Source organism: Candidatus Woesearchaeota archaeon (genome assembly GCA_003694805.1).
In the GTDB taxonomy this organism is placed as follows: Archaea; Nanobdellota; Nanobdellia; order Woesearchaeales; family J110; genus J110.
On record RFJU01000098.1, the window covers coordinates 1 to 13,004 of the forward strand.

The window sequence follows — 13,004 nt, forward strand, 5'->3', positions numbered from 1 at the left end:
AAAAATTATAATAAAAAAATAATCGAATTTTTTAAGCAAGAATTGAAATTTTTAGTTTGCAAACACCGCAAGTGTTCCGGAAGAACGAGCAAAAATGCTTTGAAAAGAACGCGCACACCAGGAAAAGACATGGCGCTTGCAAAAACAGAAACGCCGAGGGAATCATCTCTTCCCCCGCACGAGAAGCGCAAGAGCGAAACAAACCCTTCCCAAAGAAACGCTACGCGAAAGGCGCAAGAACAAGATGCCGCCACGACATTGGAAACCGTAATTGAGCGGCTTGGCGCGCTCTTAACGCCAACCAGCGAGGCAAACGACGGGTGGAGTGGCAGTACACAGCTCACAACCTATGCAAAAAACGTTACGTTACAGCCCGAAACACGAACGTACAGAGGAACGACCTACCGCCAGCTCTGCCCTTTTGTTTTTGACACCTCTTGCGATAAGCAACTCCCTACCATCGTTTTACGGGACCAGTGGATTCTCATGAACCTTTTGCCCGGCATCCTCCGCCATGTGGAAGAAAAAAAAGGCGCGATCATCGATATCGAAAATATTTATGTGCCTGAGGAGAACCCCTTTGGCGGCGTTATTTACACGTTGAAGACTAAAAAAAAAGAAGTTCAGCATCTATCCCCCGTCGCGTTTTACATTCTGTCCCGCGTGAATACATAACCGCGTGTTCGCCTGTTCTCTCGGAACCACGTCTTGAAGGAGCGTGCAAGCCCCCCTTGGTTGTGCAAAAACCAAGAAAAAACAAAAAATTTAAATATACGAAGCCAGTAAACAAGTTACTACCAAAAAAAAGTAACAAAAAAAAGGTTAAAATGGCTTCGTCCAAGAAAGGAAAAAAGAAGGGTTCCGAAGAAAAAGGAACGTATCGGCCTATCAATCTCAGACGCAAAAGCGACCGTCAACTCTGGGAAACGCTTCGCTACGCCATTCCTCGATACGAGGCTGAGCTAGGAAGGCGTATTGATGAGAAGAACATTGTTAACATCTTCGTGCCAAGGAGCGGTGTAGAACAACAGAGCGTCCAGTACATCGCCGAGAAAGGGAAGGAAACGTGGTCCGGAGTCATGACATCTCTTCAAATGGAGGTGTACGCTTCGCGCGATCCCGACGACAGGTACCGCATCGAGCAGAAATCTGCCGAGCAAGCACGCCCTCCAGCAAGCGAAGGCGGAGAGCGCTCCCGCCCCTCCCAACGTAACAATAACGCTGCTGTAAAAGAAAAGACACGAGCGCCTCCGGAGGCGTCTACAGCTGTGCCGCCGCCTGCACAGCCTGCTTCGTTGGAGGAGCGCTGTCAAACGAGCAGCGAAACACGCCGTGAAGGCGCGTCAGGAGGCGGCTCTGTGATGGCCGTTTTTGGGTACGCTGCCGTGACCCGCGCGGGGCGCAAGATAGGAACGGCAGTGAAGCAGTCTAGTCAGAGTGCTCTTTCCGTGTTGGGGAGGGAAGCGCGACACTTGGGGGAGCTTTTTCTTGAGAACCCTTCGCCGAGCGAGTGGCTAGGCAATATTCGCGCGTATGTTTCTGGACGGGAAAACTACAATCTCGTCGTTAAGAGTCTCACGCCGCGAAAGAAGCCGTAGCTGATGTTTGAAGTCAAGGCAGAGGCGGGCTTTGTTGCGTCAGGCGTTACGCGTTTGATTGTTGAGCGAGGATGTGTTTGAGGACGCTCTCCTGTGAGCGAAGCATACTGACTTCCTCGTTATCAAGCTCTTGAATTTGGTCAACCAAACGTACCGCTTCTTGGAGGTCCCTGTCTTCCCTGTTTTTGAGCTGGAGCGCCTCGTTGACCTTGGCCAGTGCCTGATTAAGATTCCTTGCTTCTAAGCTGTGAATAAGCTCCTCTATGGTTTTCTCAAAGCGATCCAACTGCTGCTGAAACAATCCTTCGAGTTGGATGAGTTTCGCTTCTGCGGCGCGCTTTTGCTGCAACGCCGCGAACAAGCGCTTGGCTACTGCTTGAATGCGTTTTTCGTACTTTGCAGAGTCGTGTCCTCGCGCCGCTATGAGTTTTCGCAGGTGGTCTGCTATCCCGCGTTCATTTTCTTCACTCGTCCATTCGAGCTTCATGAGCGTCTTTATTTTACCCGTTAAAGCTGACAGTTCTTTGTCAAGTCTTTCCTCTTTTTTGACAGAAGGCAAGATCGCCTTTGCCATATTCAGCGCCCGCTCAATCTCTCTTCGAAGCACAGCTTCATCCCTCGTGCCTGCACGCATTATTTCGGTGAGAACGGCCGAGATAGCTTGGAGTTTTTCCTCGAGTTCATGATGAACATAGTTTACTAGCCTGTTTTCCAGCGACCGCAGATTCTTAAGCGCGTTTTCTTCAGTCCGTATCTCCTTTACTTCTCGCTTGGCTTGCTTCCACTCCTTATACGCGTCTGCTGATATTTTCCTATTCTCTGCACCCATCTTTGCAAGGCGTGCACTGCCCCTTCCCGTCCAGACAGCTATAAAGAAAATGAGTAAGACCCAAATCACAATTGCGCCAAAGCCCAAGGGCACAGTGAGCCACGAGCCGGTGAGGAGGTACATCCATTGTGGAAAGGGAGAGAAGAAAATAACCAGGATGGCTATGGACGCTGCGAAAGCCTTGCGTGCACCGGAATGACCGTGAAAGAACGTTATTTTCGAAGAAAGCGGCCAGAGGACGGAGAAGAGGACGACGAAGCTGAGGACGATGGCGAGGAGGGGGACTTCACCAGCTGCGGGGAGGTCGAACACGGTCTCTGCAGCGCCGGCGATAACAGACACAACATCTTTTAAAAAGCTTCCCACGACATCCGCGGCGTTTTGTGCTTGTGCGAGAGCTCCCGGCAGGAAGAAAAGAGCAACGAGAAGGAGGAGCGGGAAAACGTTCCGAGCGCGTCCAAAGAGTGATGGTGAATGTGTTCCTTTTGTACGGGGGTCGAGGGTGTTCGTCGCGGTCACGTTGTTGTAAACCTCCAGCGGAGTAATAACGCATCTTCACAAGAAGAGTATTTAAATTTTTTCCTTTTAGAGAGAGAAAGTTTTATATATGCCAATGAGGGAAACGTCTGTTATATGAAGGTCATGATTACATTTTTCGGAGTGGTCACCTTGCTCGCGGGGGTGGTTCCGTTTATTCTGGGGTTCTTGCCCGAGCAGTACCGTATGTTCCTGCAAGGGTATTTTTACATCGGCCTCGTGGTCGTCATCGGCCTGGGAGGCATTGGGTACGCGTTTTCGCAGGGCTTGTTCGGCATGGCAAAGGGCTTGATGTTTTTGTACTCAGTCCTCGTCATCATTGGCGGGTTGCTGCCTCTTCTCGGACGGTTTGTTTCGCTTCCGTTTCCTGTTGAGGGCGTTGTTCAGGCAGGAATTATTATTCTGCTCGGCGTCGTTGGAACGGTGTGGGGCTTGAAAGCGTACATGTAATGTTGCGCGTTTTCTCGAGGTGGCAGATCCGTTTTGGCTGGAGAGAGCGCTTCATTGGTGAGCGTGAGAAAAGAACGTGAGAAGAGAGAACAGGCGGGGGGTGCCCTATTGGATTTTGACGTGCTTGCCAATGGCTTGGCCGGGCATGCCTTTCTCGAAGATGGCTCTCACGGCGCCGCTCTTGCCGTGCGCCGCGACAACTTTGCCGTGGATGAGGGATTTCCCCGTGTGGAAGGTCACGTTTTTCCCGATGAGTTTCTCCGCAGCGTCCCGGCTGGTTACTTTGGGCACCGTCAGGATGAGGTGGTGCGGCGTGACGGTGTGCCTGTTTCTTCGATAACTTGCTATGCGGGCTTCCATTGCGCCTTCCCGAAACCCTGTTTTGTTTAAAAGCTTTTTCCTCGGTGTTTTCAGAACGCGATTCCGAAGGCGTGGAGGAGGAGGACGAGGGCAAGGCCGAAAAGGCCGCCGATGGTGACGATGAGGACGCTCCAGACGTTGATGGTGAGCGCGGGGATGAGGAATATTTTGAGGGCGAAGAGGGCGAAGAAGCCGATGATGGCGTTGAGGGCGATGATGATGCTTTTTTTGAGAAGCCACCAGAGTCCGAAGGCAAAGAGGACAGCGACGACGATGCTAAGAATGACCCATATGTTCAGCATGAGTTTCACCTTGGTTGTTTTGTTTCAGCGCCAATGGTATCCCCTCTTGGAAGCGAGCAAGCCGGTTATGCCTCCAAGGATAAGAATGCCCGCGATGGTGTATTCGATGATGTTGGGGAAGAGTATGATGAGGACGCCGGCCAGGATGGCCAGGACGCTGGCGGAGGTAGTGACGTCGCTGACGAATCGTGTGTGTCGCATCGGGAGTGTGTGAAGACGGGTTTGTTTATATATTCATCGGTGGGGGTGTGTGGCTTTAGCAAGGAGGTCTTGCTTGGTTGGTGCTTGTCGAGGGTTGTTGGCGGGCATTCCTTTCGTCGGTGCAAGCGTTTCCTTGAGAGCCTGCGTGAATGGTTTTTCTCTGAAGGTCTGGGATGACACGATCCGCGAGGAGTTTGAGGTTGTAGCAGTCATGCGCGTTGTATCGCAAGAGGAGTTCAAGGTAGTGCTGGTTGTTTGTGGCGAGGAACGTGTGCCAGAGCGTGACTGCGTCTTCTCCGCGAGTGAACATGACGTCTTCGTCGCGGGGGATGTTGAGTTCTTGCTCGATGGCTTTGAGCCCTCCCGTGAGTCCTATTCTGCGGCAGACGTGGCGAAGGTCAATGCGAGGAACGGGCGGGAGGACGCGGCCGAAGTAGCGTTCAAGGAGGGGGAGGTCGAAGCTGTTGCCGTTGAAGGTTACCAGGCAGGTTGCGCCTGTGAGGAGGTGTTGGATGGTGTGCTTGGAGAGGTTTGCGCCGCGGATGAGTTGCACCGTGTTGTTCCCGTCGGAGATGCCGAAAACAGTAATTTTGCCTCGTGCGCAGGTTTCGATGTCGATGTAGCGTGCGCCTTGAGAAAAGAGCGGGTGGGTGTAAGCGCGCCAGTGTTCAGCGAGGGGGATGGCGCGGTAGAAGAAGGACGTGTTTTCTTCGTTCAATGCCTTGTTTGCAAAGTGAAGGAGGAGCTTTCCTTGGGCGAGGGTTGTTGGGCCGATGCCCGGGATGGTTTTTGCCTTGAGAAAGTCGTTCCACGTGTAGACGTGCTGGTTCCAGAGTTTTCGCTCTGTTGTTCTTCCGATGCGGGGGAGGTGGAGGAAGGTGCTGGTGAGGAGGGACGTTTTGTTTGCAAGGAGGGGTGCAACGCCGTAAGCGGTGTTGGTGGCAGTGCTCGTTGTGGCGCGGGTTATGGCGTTGGTAGCGGCGGTCATGGATGGCTGAGGACGGGAACGAAACGCTTGCGTTTGCGCTTCGCTTTTTGCCATTATTTAATTTCTTCGCCGCTCCGTGTCCAGTGCTTTGCACCCGGTGCTTTGCGCTTTGAGCTGGTGAGAACGAGTGAACACGGCCGCGGCGGAAGCCAACAATCGCGTCTAACCGGTTTCGACGTTGGGCGGGGGCGGGACGGGGTCTGGCGGGTTGTACGTGAAGGGCTTGCATTGGAGGTAGCCGAAGGGTTGGACTGCTTCGCACACGCCAGGGTTGGTTCCTCGGTGGCAGGATGCGCCTTCATTTTCTTTTACGTCGCACTTGCCGTCTTGGGAGCAACGCGTCACGCAGGCCTGATCCGTTCCGTCTTGGACGCAGATGCGGCCGACGTCTTCAGGCGGGACTTGGCACGTTGTCGAGCCGGGTTCTCCTTCGCAGCGCATGGGGCATTTTGCGTACGCGTCCGAGCAGAGCGTGCCGGGAGGCGCTGCTCCTTGTTCGCATTCTCCTGCTTGGTTGCACATGCCGCAGTTCCCCCCGCAGAGCGTGAGTGAAGGTTGGCATCCGTACCCGCTCTTGCCGATGTCTATGACGCCTTGGCCGCCGAGGGGTGCGCATTCCCAGCATTCCTCCGTTCCGCCAAGGGCTTGAACACACGAGAGGGGGTTGCATTGGAGGCCGCCGACTCCTGGCGGGCCGCTCCCGAGGCCGCCGCACTCGTTGGTTTCCACCTCGTTGAGGGGCGTGGGTGGCGGGCAGAATGCTTGGACGTCCATGCGCAGTTTGATCTGGGCGGTGAAGTCGGTGAATCCTTCCTTGGTTTCCATTTGTATTGAGGGGTCCGCGCAGGTTACGGTGAGGAGGACTGCTGCTTTCTTGGTGAGTGCGCTGCGCTCCTGCCAGTTGTGGTTTGAGTTTGGGTCGATGTCGTCTTCGTAGATGTCCTCCCATAGTTTGTTAATCGGACGCAGCGGCGGGTTAACGTTGTAGAGCCCCGCGTACGCGGTTCCTTTATTGATTTGTTCTCGAAGAACTGTGCCGGTTCCGAAAAGGGCGCCTTCCGTGTCGGGGTCTACCGGGCATCCGTAGTTGAGATGTGGCTTGTCTTTGTAGGGCCGCGTGTCTCCTGGTTCAGTGAGGTCTACGACGTTGCCGTTTGCCGTGACGCCCTTGAAATAGTCTTGAAGGTAGGTGACTTGCGGGTCGCCGTGAGGAATGGAGCTGAGACTTACTTCTGCATCAGTCATGTCGTACTTGTGGTACTCGTCTTGGGAGATGTCGGGGTTGTCAGCTGAGCACGTCGGTGTGCACCCGTTCGTGTTGCTATACACGGTGTAGATGTCATTGCGAACGCCACTGCCGGGAAGTATTTTGTACGTGCACGTGACGCCGGTGCTTGATGGAAACGCGTCTTGGAGTTCTTGCACTGCTTGTTTAATGACGTTTTCGACGTCGTCAGCTTCGAGGGCGTAGTCCATGAGCGCTTCTGGCTTTGCACTGTCAAGGAGCGGGTCGCAGCAGCACGACGTGGTGCCGCACGTGCCGGGCGTCATGAGGTCGTAGAGTTTTTCGCTCAGTTCTCCTGCATCGTCTTTCATCCAGTCCCGCATGGCGAGGTAGAGATCCCAGTTGAAGTCAATGGTGAATGAAGATTTCACTTCTTGCTTGATGGTTTTGTCGTCTTCTTGGTACGTAATGATCAGTCCTTTGGGTGTGATGGTGAGTTCGCGTTGGCCTCTGAGTTGGTCGTAGTTGAAAGTGTCTGCATCGTATTCGTCCAGGCTCGTTTCGATAGCGGTTGGTCCTTCGACGTGGACGCCTTCTTCTGCTTCGAGGGAGTCAAGGTAGTTTCTGAGTTCCTGCATGACGTAGTACTTCAGCGAGTAGCGAACTTCTCCGAACCCTGGCGGGAGGGGCGCGTTGCAATACCACACGTCGGTTCCTTCGTCTTCGTTTGAGAAGCCGTACAATGCGAACTTTTGTGCTCCTGTTTGGACTGCACGGTCAATAGCGAGTTCTACGTTGGCGCGTTGTTGGGTGAACTCGTCTTGTTCTCGTGGTGGGAGGACGTTGGAGTTTGTGACGAGAACGACGGTGCCGAGGACGAGGGCGGCTATGATGATGATGGCGGGAGCGATTCCTCGTTTTGAGTGGGGAAGGAAATAGGAAAAGCGGTTTTTTCTTGCTTCTCTTCTTTTTTGTCTTGTTTTTCTTGAAAATGGCATTGCTTTGCTTGTTTTATTCGTTTTGTCAGTTTTGTTCCTTAGTCGTTGCTCTAGCCCGTTGTTTTGGTCCTTATTTTCTTTCTTTTTATGCTTTTTCTTTTTTTCAGGTGGTTTTGGGTGCTTCTGGGTTTCTCTTGTGTGTCTTCTTCTTTTTTTCCTCTTCAGAGGCCTTCCGGTGTTCTGGCGCTCGTGTTACTGTGTTGGCGGAGAGGGCGTGTACACCCAGAGGTTGAAGTCGATGAAGGTGTTGTCGTGCGGCATGGGGAGTTTGCGGTTCACGACGACGCGGTCTTCACGTTCTTTTTTCTCGCCTATGGTGATGCTGAACGCGTCAAGCTTGTCTTGGATGACGTTGTTGAGCGTGTCAGCAAAGCCATCGAGGGTTTGAAGGTGGAGGACTTTTCCCTTGGTTGCTGAGGCGAGGGCTTGCATGTGGCGCTGAATGGCGGGGCGGCATTCGGGATGGAAACACACGCCCGTGTAGTACGTGTACTCGGTTATGCCTGAGAGGGGCGTAAAGTCTTGGGTGGTGATGACGGCGCCGTCAGGAGTTTCTGTGCATCCGCCACAAGATGCTTGGGAGCACGCCGTTTTGGTCGCGTTGGTGGGGGTGAAGCCGAGGAGGTCGTTCCAGTTCGGGGCGCCTCTGCTGTCATTTATGAGGAACGCGTAGTTGCACCGGTCGGCAAAGATGGGATTCACAACGTGGTAGTTTTGTGTTGCGACCGTTTGTGCTTTCTCGACTGACCACCACGACCTCGCCTCGGTGGGGAGGTCGTCGAGTGTGTCGTCGTCGCAGGATGCTCGGCACAAGTCGCAGGAGAGCTTGTCTTGAGGAGTCGTGTACGTGTATTGCCCTCCAGCGTTGGTGAAGATGGTGTCTGCGGGGTCGTCAAAGTTTCTGACTTGGAAGCATTGGCTGTGAATGGAGCTCGTGCTGAGTTCGTCGCTGAGGGGGAAGATGAGAACAAGCCTGCTTGGTTGAGCATAGTTGGCCACGGCCGACGCGTAGGCGGTTCCTGTTCCCCAGTCAGGCTCTGAGAGGTCTCCTACGCGGATGTCCGCTCCTTGAACGACCGAGCCTCGTGTGTTGTCAATGGAGGACCACCAGGATGGCCAGTCCAAGTAGTTTCCTGCAAAGTAGTTGCAGGTAGTGCTGGTGAATGCACCGTGGCTTTCCAGTTCGTACGGCGGGGTGAGGGAGTAGTCGTCTCTGAAGTCTGTGTTTTCGAGAATGTCAAACTGGTACGGGTCATCGGGCGTGGAGGAAGCGCCCAAACCTCGTTTCCCTTCTTTGTAGAGGTTCGCCGCTTTTAGTTGGGGAGAGAACCCGCAGCCCGCCTTGCCAGGCAGGTGTTTGCAATACCCGGGGGGGATGCTTTGATTGGTTGCGTTGACGATTGCTTCTCTTCTGTTTTCAAACACGTTACAAGGATCGTCTTGGCCTGTTCGATCTTTCGTTCCGGTCAGGACGTAGACGGTCACGGTGACCGTTCGGTTTTCTTCTCCGCTCGCGGTGTTGATGAACCGCTCGAGATTTTGTGCGATGACATCGCGCTCATCCTTGACACTGTTGCTCCCGTCCAGGACGAAGATGATGTTGACATCTTTGATATGGGGCTTCAGTTCAAGGTAGTAGGTCCCTTCGCCAAACGTGAGGTCGAGGACGTCTTTTGTTTCCTTCGCTACGTCAATCACCTCGCTTCCGAAGGTGATGTTTGGTTGGCGGAAGGCCATCGCGTCTGCGAGTAAGGTGCCAATGGTTTTTTTCGTGGTTGGCTCGGTAATGTGAAGAACGGTGTTGACATTATTGTTGTAGAGGTCATCATAGAAGTTGTCTTGAACGATGTCCTTGCTTTCGAGCGTGTCCGTGGCTGCTCTGCCAAGAAGGAAAACGCCTCCGACGATGAAGAGGAAGATGAGGAGGATGGAGCCGAAGATGTTTTCTACCAATGCCATGTTGATCGTGCTGGTGTTCTGCTTTTTTAACAGTTTGCCTCAGAAGGTCTTTTGCTGGTGCTGGATTCTTGTCTTCTTCTTGTTTTCGTCTTCTCGTTTTTCTTCTTTTTCTTTTTTTCTCTTGGCTGGCTTTTCCCGTCCTTGCTGAGGGAGTGGCTTAGGGAAGGTAAAGCTCGAGCTGCCCTGGACAGGTTAATGCGTCTTGCTGAACGACGGGGACTGCGTAGACGTAGACATCCTTCCACGACCCTTTTAATGCGGTAATGTTGGTGCTCTCCCACCGCGTGACGTTGCAGGCGTGGTAGGGGAGTTTTTGGATGCTCCACGCTACGAGGAGGTTGGGGGGGAGTGTGAGGTTTGAGCCGTCTTTGCAGGTTTGGGTGGTGAGATTTTCCTCGTGGATGATTGTGCCGTAGCACGAGAAGATCGCGTCTCGTGCGAGTTTGGCGTTGAGCAATGCGTCTTCTTCACTGTGGACGAGGCGTTTCATGTTGGTTACGACGGAGAGATAGTAGATAAGGCCGATGACTACAGCAAGGGCGATCATGATGAAAAAAAAAGTGGTGATGATGCTGTAAAATCCTCGCTTGTGGCAGGAGCGCGTGTTGGGGTGCGTCGCGGGAGTGGCAGGTGCCGAACGTGCATTTGTGCTTCCTTGCCTGTTTGCTCGCCGGCTTGCTTTCCTGCTCGCTGACAGCTCATCGCTACTGGTTTTGGTGCGGGGGTTACGATGCATAGTTGGGCGTGAAGGTGAAGGTCTTGTTTTCATGGAGGATGACGAGGGTGATGAGGTTTTCAAGGTTCCACGACGCTGTCTTGTTCGTGTTGCACAAGAGCTGGGTGCAGAGCGTTTGGCGGATGGTGATGCAGACGGTTTGGTTGGTGAGGTTGAGGTAGCCGCTCGTGATGGTTGACGGGTTGAACTCGTAGCGGTAGTACTCGCTGGTGCACGCATCCCCTATTGCGCGTTTGAACACTTTCAGGTTGTTGTCGAGAATGTCAATTTCTTTTGTGGTTGGATAGATGGTTCTGGCAAACCAGAGGGCAAGGATAACAATGGCGAGAATGCCGCCGAGCCACATAATGATGGTTGTAGGGGTGTCACCCTTGGCAGTCCATGCTGACATTTGTTGGTCCTCTCATGAATGAGCAGCGGTAGGTTTGGATGTCGAAGGATTGGAGGGCGAGCGTGGTGTTCAAAGGGAGCGAGTACGTATCAAGGGCGCAAGCGCATCGAACGCAGCGCTTCTCTCCATCAAAGACGCCGCAAATGGTGTCTTGTTCTGTGAAGAGGTAGAGTCCGGAGGGGAGGTCGACGCTGATGCTTTGCAGCGTGGAGGGAGGGGTTTTGCAGATGAAGTCGCATTGTTGTTTAAACTTGTCAAGCGCGTGGTCGAACGCGTTGACTTTGTTCTCCCCTTTGAAGTTGATAATTAGTGTGCCGACTATGGCAATGGCGAGGATGACGGAGATGAGGCCGAAGTAGAGCCAGACAACTTGTTCCATAACGCGTTTCCCTTTTGTTCTTGGTTCTGTTCTTGGTTTCTCGTATTGTTGGTTTTTTTGATTCTTGTTTTTTGATCCCTTCTTCGCTGCCGAGGCAGGTTTTGCGGAGTCAGGATCGGTACCCGCCAGTGCGCCTCCGTGCAAGTTGGTTGTCGGAACTGAAGGGAGGCCTAAGCAAGACAAAAAAAAAGCTAGCTGGGATGAACGCTTTCATTGCGTTTTGCCTGCAGCGATCCGTCCCCAAGCAGCGTTAGCTCGTTGGGATGCCCAAGCAGCTGCTCACTTCAGGAATGAGTGCTGTATCCCACGTGAGCTTGTTTGCCTTCTCCTCTGGCGTGAGGCATTCGCCGAATTCGTAGCGGTCGAACATTTCTAGGGCGACTCTCGTGGTCGCGTTGGGCCCGGTTATTTGGTCCTTAAAAAATTGGCAGACAAGTTGGAAGCACGTTTTGAAGTCGAGGTTCCTGCCGCACGTGTCGCAGCGCGTGACGAGCGGGCAGTAGACGTTCGTCTCGCACGCGCCGAATGCGTACTCTTCGCCGTACTCGTCGCTCCGTATTTCTCCATTGGCGTTGAGGTCTATTCCTGCTCCTATTTTGTGAAGGCAGAAGGACACTTGGCTTTGCTCATCGCACCCGTTGGAGGTGACGCGCGAACAGACGTCATTGCATTCATTGAGTGCGTCTTGTTTTTGCTGATCCAGTCTTGCTTTTTGTTCTTGTCGTTTAAGCTCGTTCGTTTTTTCTTTCAGTTGGTCACTAAACATGCGAAGCATGAGCATCGCAATGGCCAAAATAATGAATAGTGCAATAAATATCTCTATTGGCTTGTCTGTTCCTTTTTTGTTCCTTGCAAAGTTCATTCTCATCCCACCTCTACTTTTCCTGTTGCGATGTTGTATTCTATCCACACGCCTCGTTGGCCGGGTGCGAGCGATGCTGCGTCAATAGCGACATCCGCTGTTTCGTTGCGACCGTCAAGGTTGAGCGCTTCGAGCCTGGCTACTTCCGCCGGGCCGATTGCGTTTTCTGCGGGGTTGATGCTCTTGACGGCGAAGCACACCGTGGAGACGACTGCTTGCTTGCCCCGTTTGTAGCACTCCCTAATCAGCCCTTCCAGTTGCGCCTCGGTAAAGCTTGAGAGCTTGATCGTCTTCTCTTCTTCTTGCTCTTTTTTTTCGATGTCGATGCGTGTGACCTGGTTCTTTGCGTTCTTGATGATGTCGCGGGCGAACACGATGAGGGAGGAGGCGACTAGGATGGACACGAAGAGGACGATGATGAGACGTATGGGGAGTTCCATGGTCTTTCCGTGGTGTTTTGCTACGTGGCGTTTTGCGCGGCGTTGTTTGCTTTCGTGGAGCGGGTTGGCGTTACGTAATGGTGAGTGTGCCGTTCGCGCAGGTGACGAGCACTACTCTTGGAATTGTGAGGTCGGCCATATTTAAATCTTGTTGTTTTAGGTCGTCTTCGTGGTCTGAAAGCCTTACGCCATTGAGCACGTCGTCTTTGGTGAGGTTGCCTTCGTCTTTGATGTGGACTGCGACGGTCATGTTTTTCCTGCCGAATTCGCAGGATTCCCAAATGCGATACAGCGAGGTTGTGAATTCTTGTTTCGTTTGGGTGAAGGCGGGCTCGTTTTTTTCTTTCTGGACGAGGTTCTCTATTGTTTCTGAGGTGTTTTGCCAGTCGTGCTCTACGAGGAACCAGTATATCATTGATGCTGCAATGATGGCGACGATGAGGAAGACGAGGAGCTCGACGCTTTCCATAGGTGCTCCCTGCCCTGCCGTATTTATAAACTTGGTGGTTTTTTCTTTGTTTCTTTGTGTTCGTGTGCCGTTTCAGTTTGGCAAGGCAGAGGACGGGGGAGAACTGTTGCGAAACCCTGCCTGGCAGCGTTTGCTGGGTTGGGGTGGAGGCGTGCGTGGTGGAGCGGCGTGTTCATCCAGTGATGGTGATGGTGCCGTTCGTGCAGGTGAGCGTGACGACGGCGGGGAGGGGTATGGCAGACACGTTCACGTCCTCGCGCTCGCCGCACCCCTCACTCGC

At 53.2% G+C, this 13,004-nt stretch carries 16 protein-coding genes; 3 read left to right on the top strand and 13 right to left on the bottom strand.

The features are described from left to right. Together D6783_03365 and D6783_03370 are read left to right on the top strand one after the other, a co-directional pair. Positions 1–675: hypothetical protein (locus D6783_03365; GenBank protein RME52899.1), on the top strand; the 675-nt coding region annotated here is incomplete at its 5' end. A gap of 62 nt (positions 676–737) precedes the next feature. Next, entirely contained in the window at positions 738–1,598 is an 861-nt protein-coding gene (locus D6783_03370; protein RME52900.1) for a hypothetical protein, read from the top strand. Between the two features lie 46 nt (positions 1,599–1,644). Here the strand turns inward: D6783_03370 and D6783_03375 are convergent, their stop codons facing one another. Then, positions 1,645–2,946 carry a hypothetical protein gene (locus tag D6783_03375; GenBank protein ID RME52901.1) on the bottom strand — a complete coding sequence of 434 codons (1,302 nt, stop codon included), beginning with the start codon at positions 2,944–2,946 and terminating at the stop codon, positions 1,645–1,647. A 114-nt stretch (positions 2,947–3,060) separates the two neighbouring features. On the opposite strand from D6783_03375, the gene D6783_03380 reads away from it, so the two are divergent. Further along, positions 3,061–3,414 (top strand): hypothetical protein, encoded by a 354-nt coding sequence (locus tag D6783_03380; protein RME52902.1) that lies wholly within the window; start codon positions 3,061–3,063, stop codon positions 3,412–3,414. 105 nt (positions 3,415–3,519) lie between these two features. On the opposite strand, the gene D6783_03385 is transcribed toward D6783_03380, so the two are convergent. The 12 genes from D6783_03385 to D6783_03440 all read right to left on the bottom strand — a co-directional run bounded on the left by D6783_03385 (position 3,520) and on the right by D6783_03440 (position 12,724). Further along, a complete protein-coding gene (locus D6783_03385; GenBank protein RME52903.1) occupies positions 3,520–3,774 on the bottom strand; it encodes a 50S ribosomal protein L35ae in 255 nt (84 codons plus the stop codon). Between the two features lie 50 nt (positions 3,775–3,824). Then, positions 3,825–4,076 (bottom strand): sigmaK-factor processing regulatory BofA, encoded by a 252-nt coding sequence (locus D6783_03390; GenBank protein RME52904.1) that lies wholly within the window; start codon positions 4,074–4,076, stop codon positions 3,825–3,827. A gap of 24 nt (positions 4,077–4,100) precedes the next feature. Next, a complete protein-coding gene (locus D6783_03395; GenBank protein ID RME52905.1) occupies positions 4,101–4,277 on the bottom strand; it encodes a DUF3096 domain-containing protein in 177 nt (58 codons plus the stop codon). A 55-nt stretch (positions 4,278–4,332) separates the two neighbouring features. Next, a complete protein-coding gene (locus D6783_03400; protein ID RME52906.1) occupies positions 4,333–5,319 on the bottom strand; it encodes a hypothetical protein in 987 nt (328 codons plus the stop codon). Between the two features lie 108 nt (positions 5,320–5,427). Beyond that, complete coding sequence (locus D6783_03405; GenBank protein RME52907.1) at positions 5,428–7,488, bottom strand: hypothetical protein; 2,061 nt, start codon at positions 7,486–7,488, stop codon at positions 5,428–5,430. A gap of 192 nt (positions 7,489–7,680) precedes the next feature. Continuing rightward, positions 7,681–9,447, bottom strand: coding sequence for a hypothetical protein (locus D6783_03410; GenBank protein RME52908.1), 1,767 nt, complete (start codon positions 9,445–9,447; stop codon positions 7,681–7,683). A 157-nt stretch (positions 9,448–9,604) separates the two neighbouring features. Then, entirely contained in the window at positions 9,605–10,183 is a 579-nt protein-coding gene (locus tag D6783_03415; GenBank protein ID RME52909.1) for a hypothetical protein, read from the bottom strand. Next, complete coding sequence (locus D6783_03420; GenBank protein RME52910.1) at positions 10,173–10,574, bottom strand: hypothetical protein; 402 nt, start codon at positions 10,572–10,574, stop codon at positions 10,173–10,175. The genes D6783_03415 and D6783_03420 overlap by 11 nt, the downstream gene beginning before the upstream one ends. Next, complete coding sequence (locus D6783_03425) at positions 10,549–11,136, bottom strand: hypothetical protein (protein ID RME52911.1); 588 nt, start codon at positions 11,134–11,136, stop codon at positions 10,549–10,551. The genes D6783_03420 and D6783_03425 overlap by 26 nt, the downstream gene beginning before the upstream one ends. A 67-nt stretch (positions 11,137–11,203) precedes the next feature. Further along, positions 11,204–11,815 (bottom strand): hypothetical protein, encoded by a 612-nt coding sequence (locus D6783_03430; protein ID RME52912.1) that lies wholly within the window; start codon positions 11,813–11,815, stop codon positions 11,204–11,206. Positions 11,816–11,817: 2 nt separating this feature from the next. Beyond that, positions 11,818–12,255, bottom strand: a complete 438-nt coding sequence (locus D6783_03435; protein RME52913.1) for a hypothetical protein — start codon at positions 12,253–12,255, stop codon at positions 11,818–11,820. Between the two features lie 70 nt (positions 12,256–12,325). Further along, a complete protein-coding gene (locus tag D6783_03440; protein ID RME52914.1) occupies positions 12,326–12,724 on the bottom strand; it encodes a hypothetical protein in 399 nt (132 codons plus the stop codon). Positions 12,725–13,004: the final 280 nt, after the last annotated feature.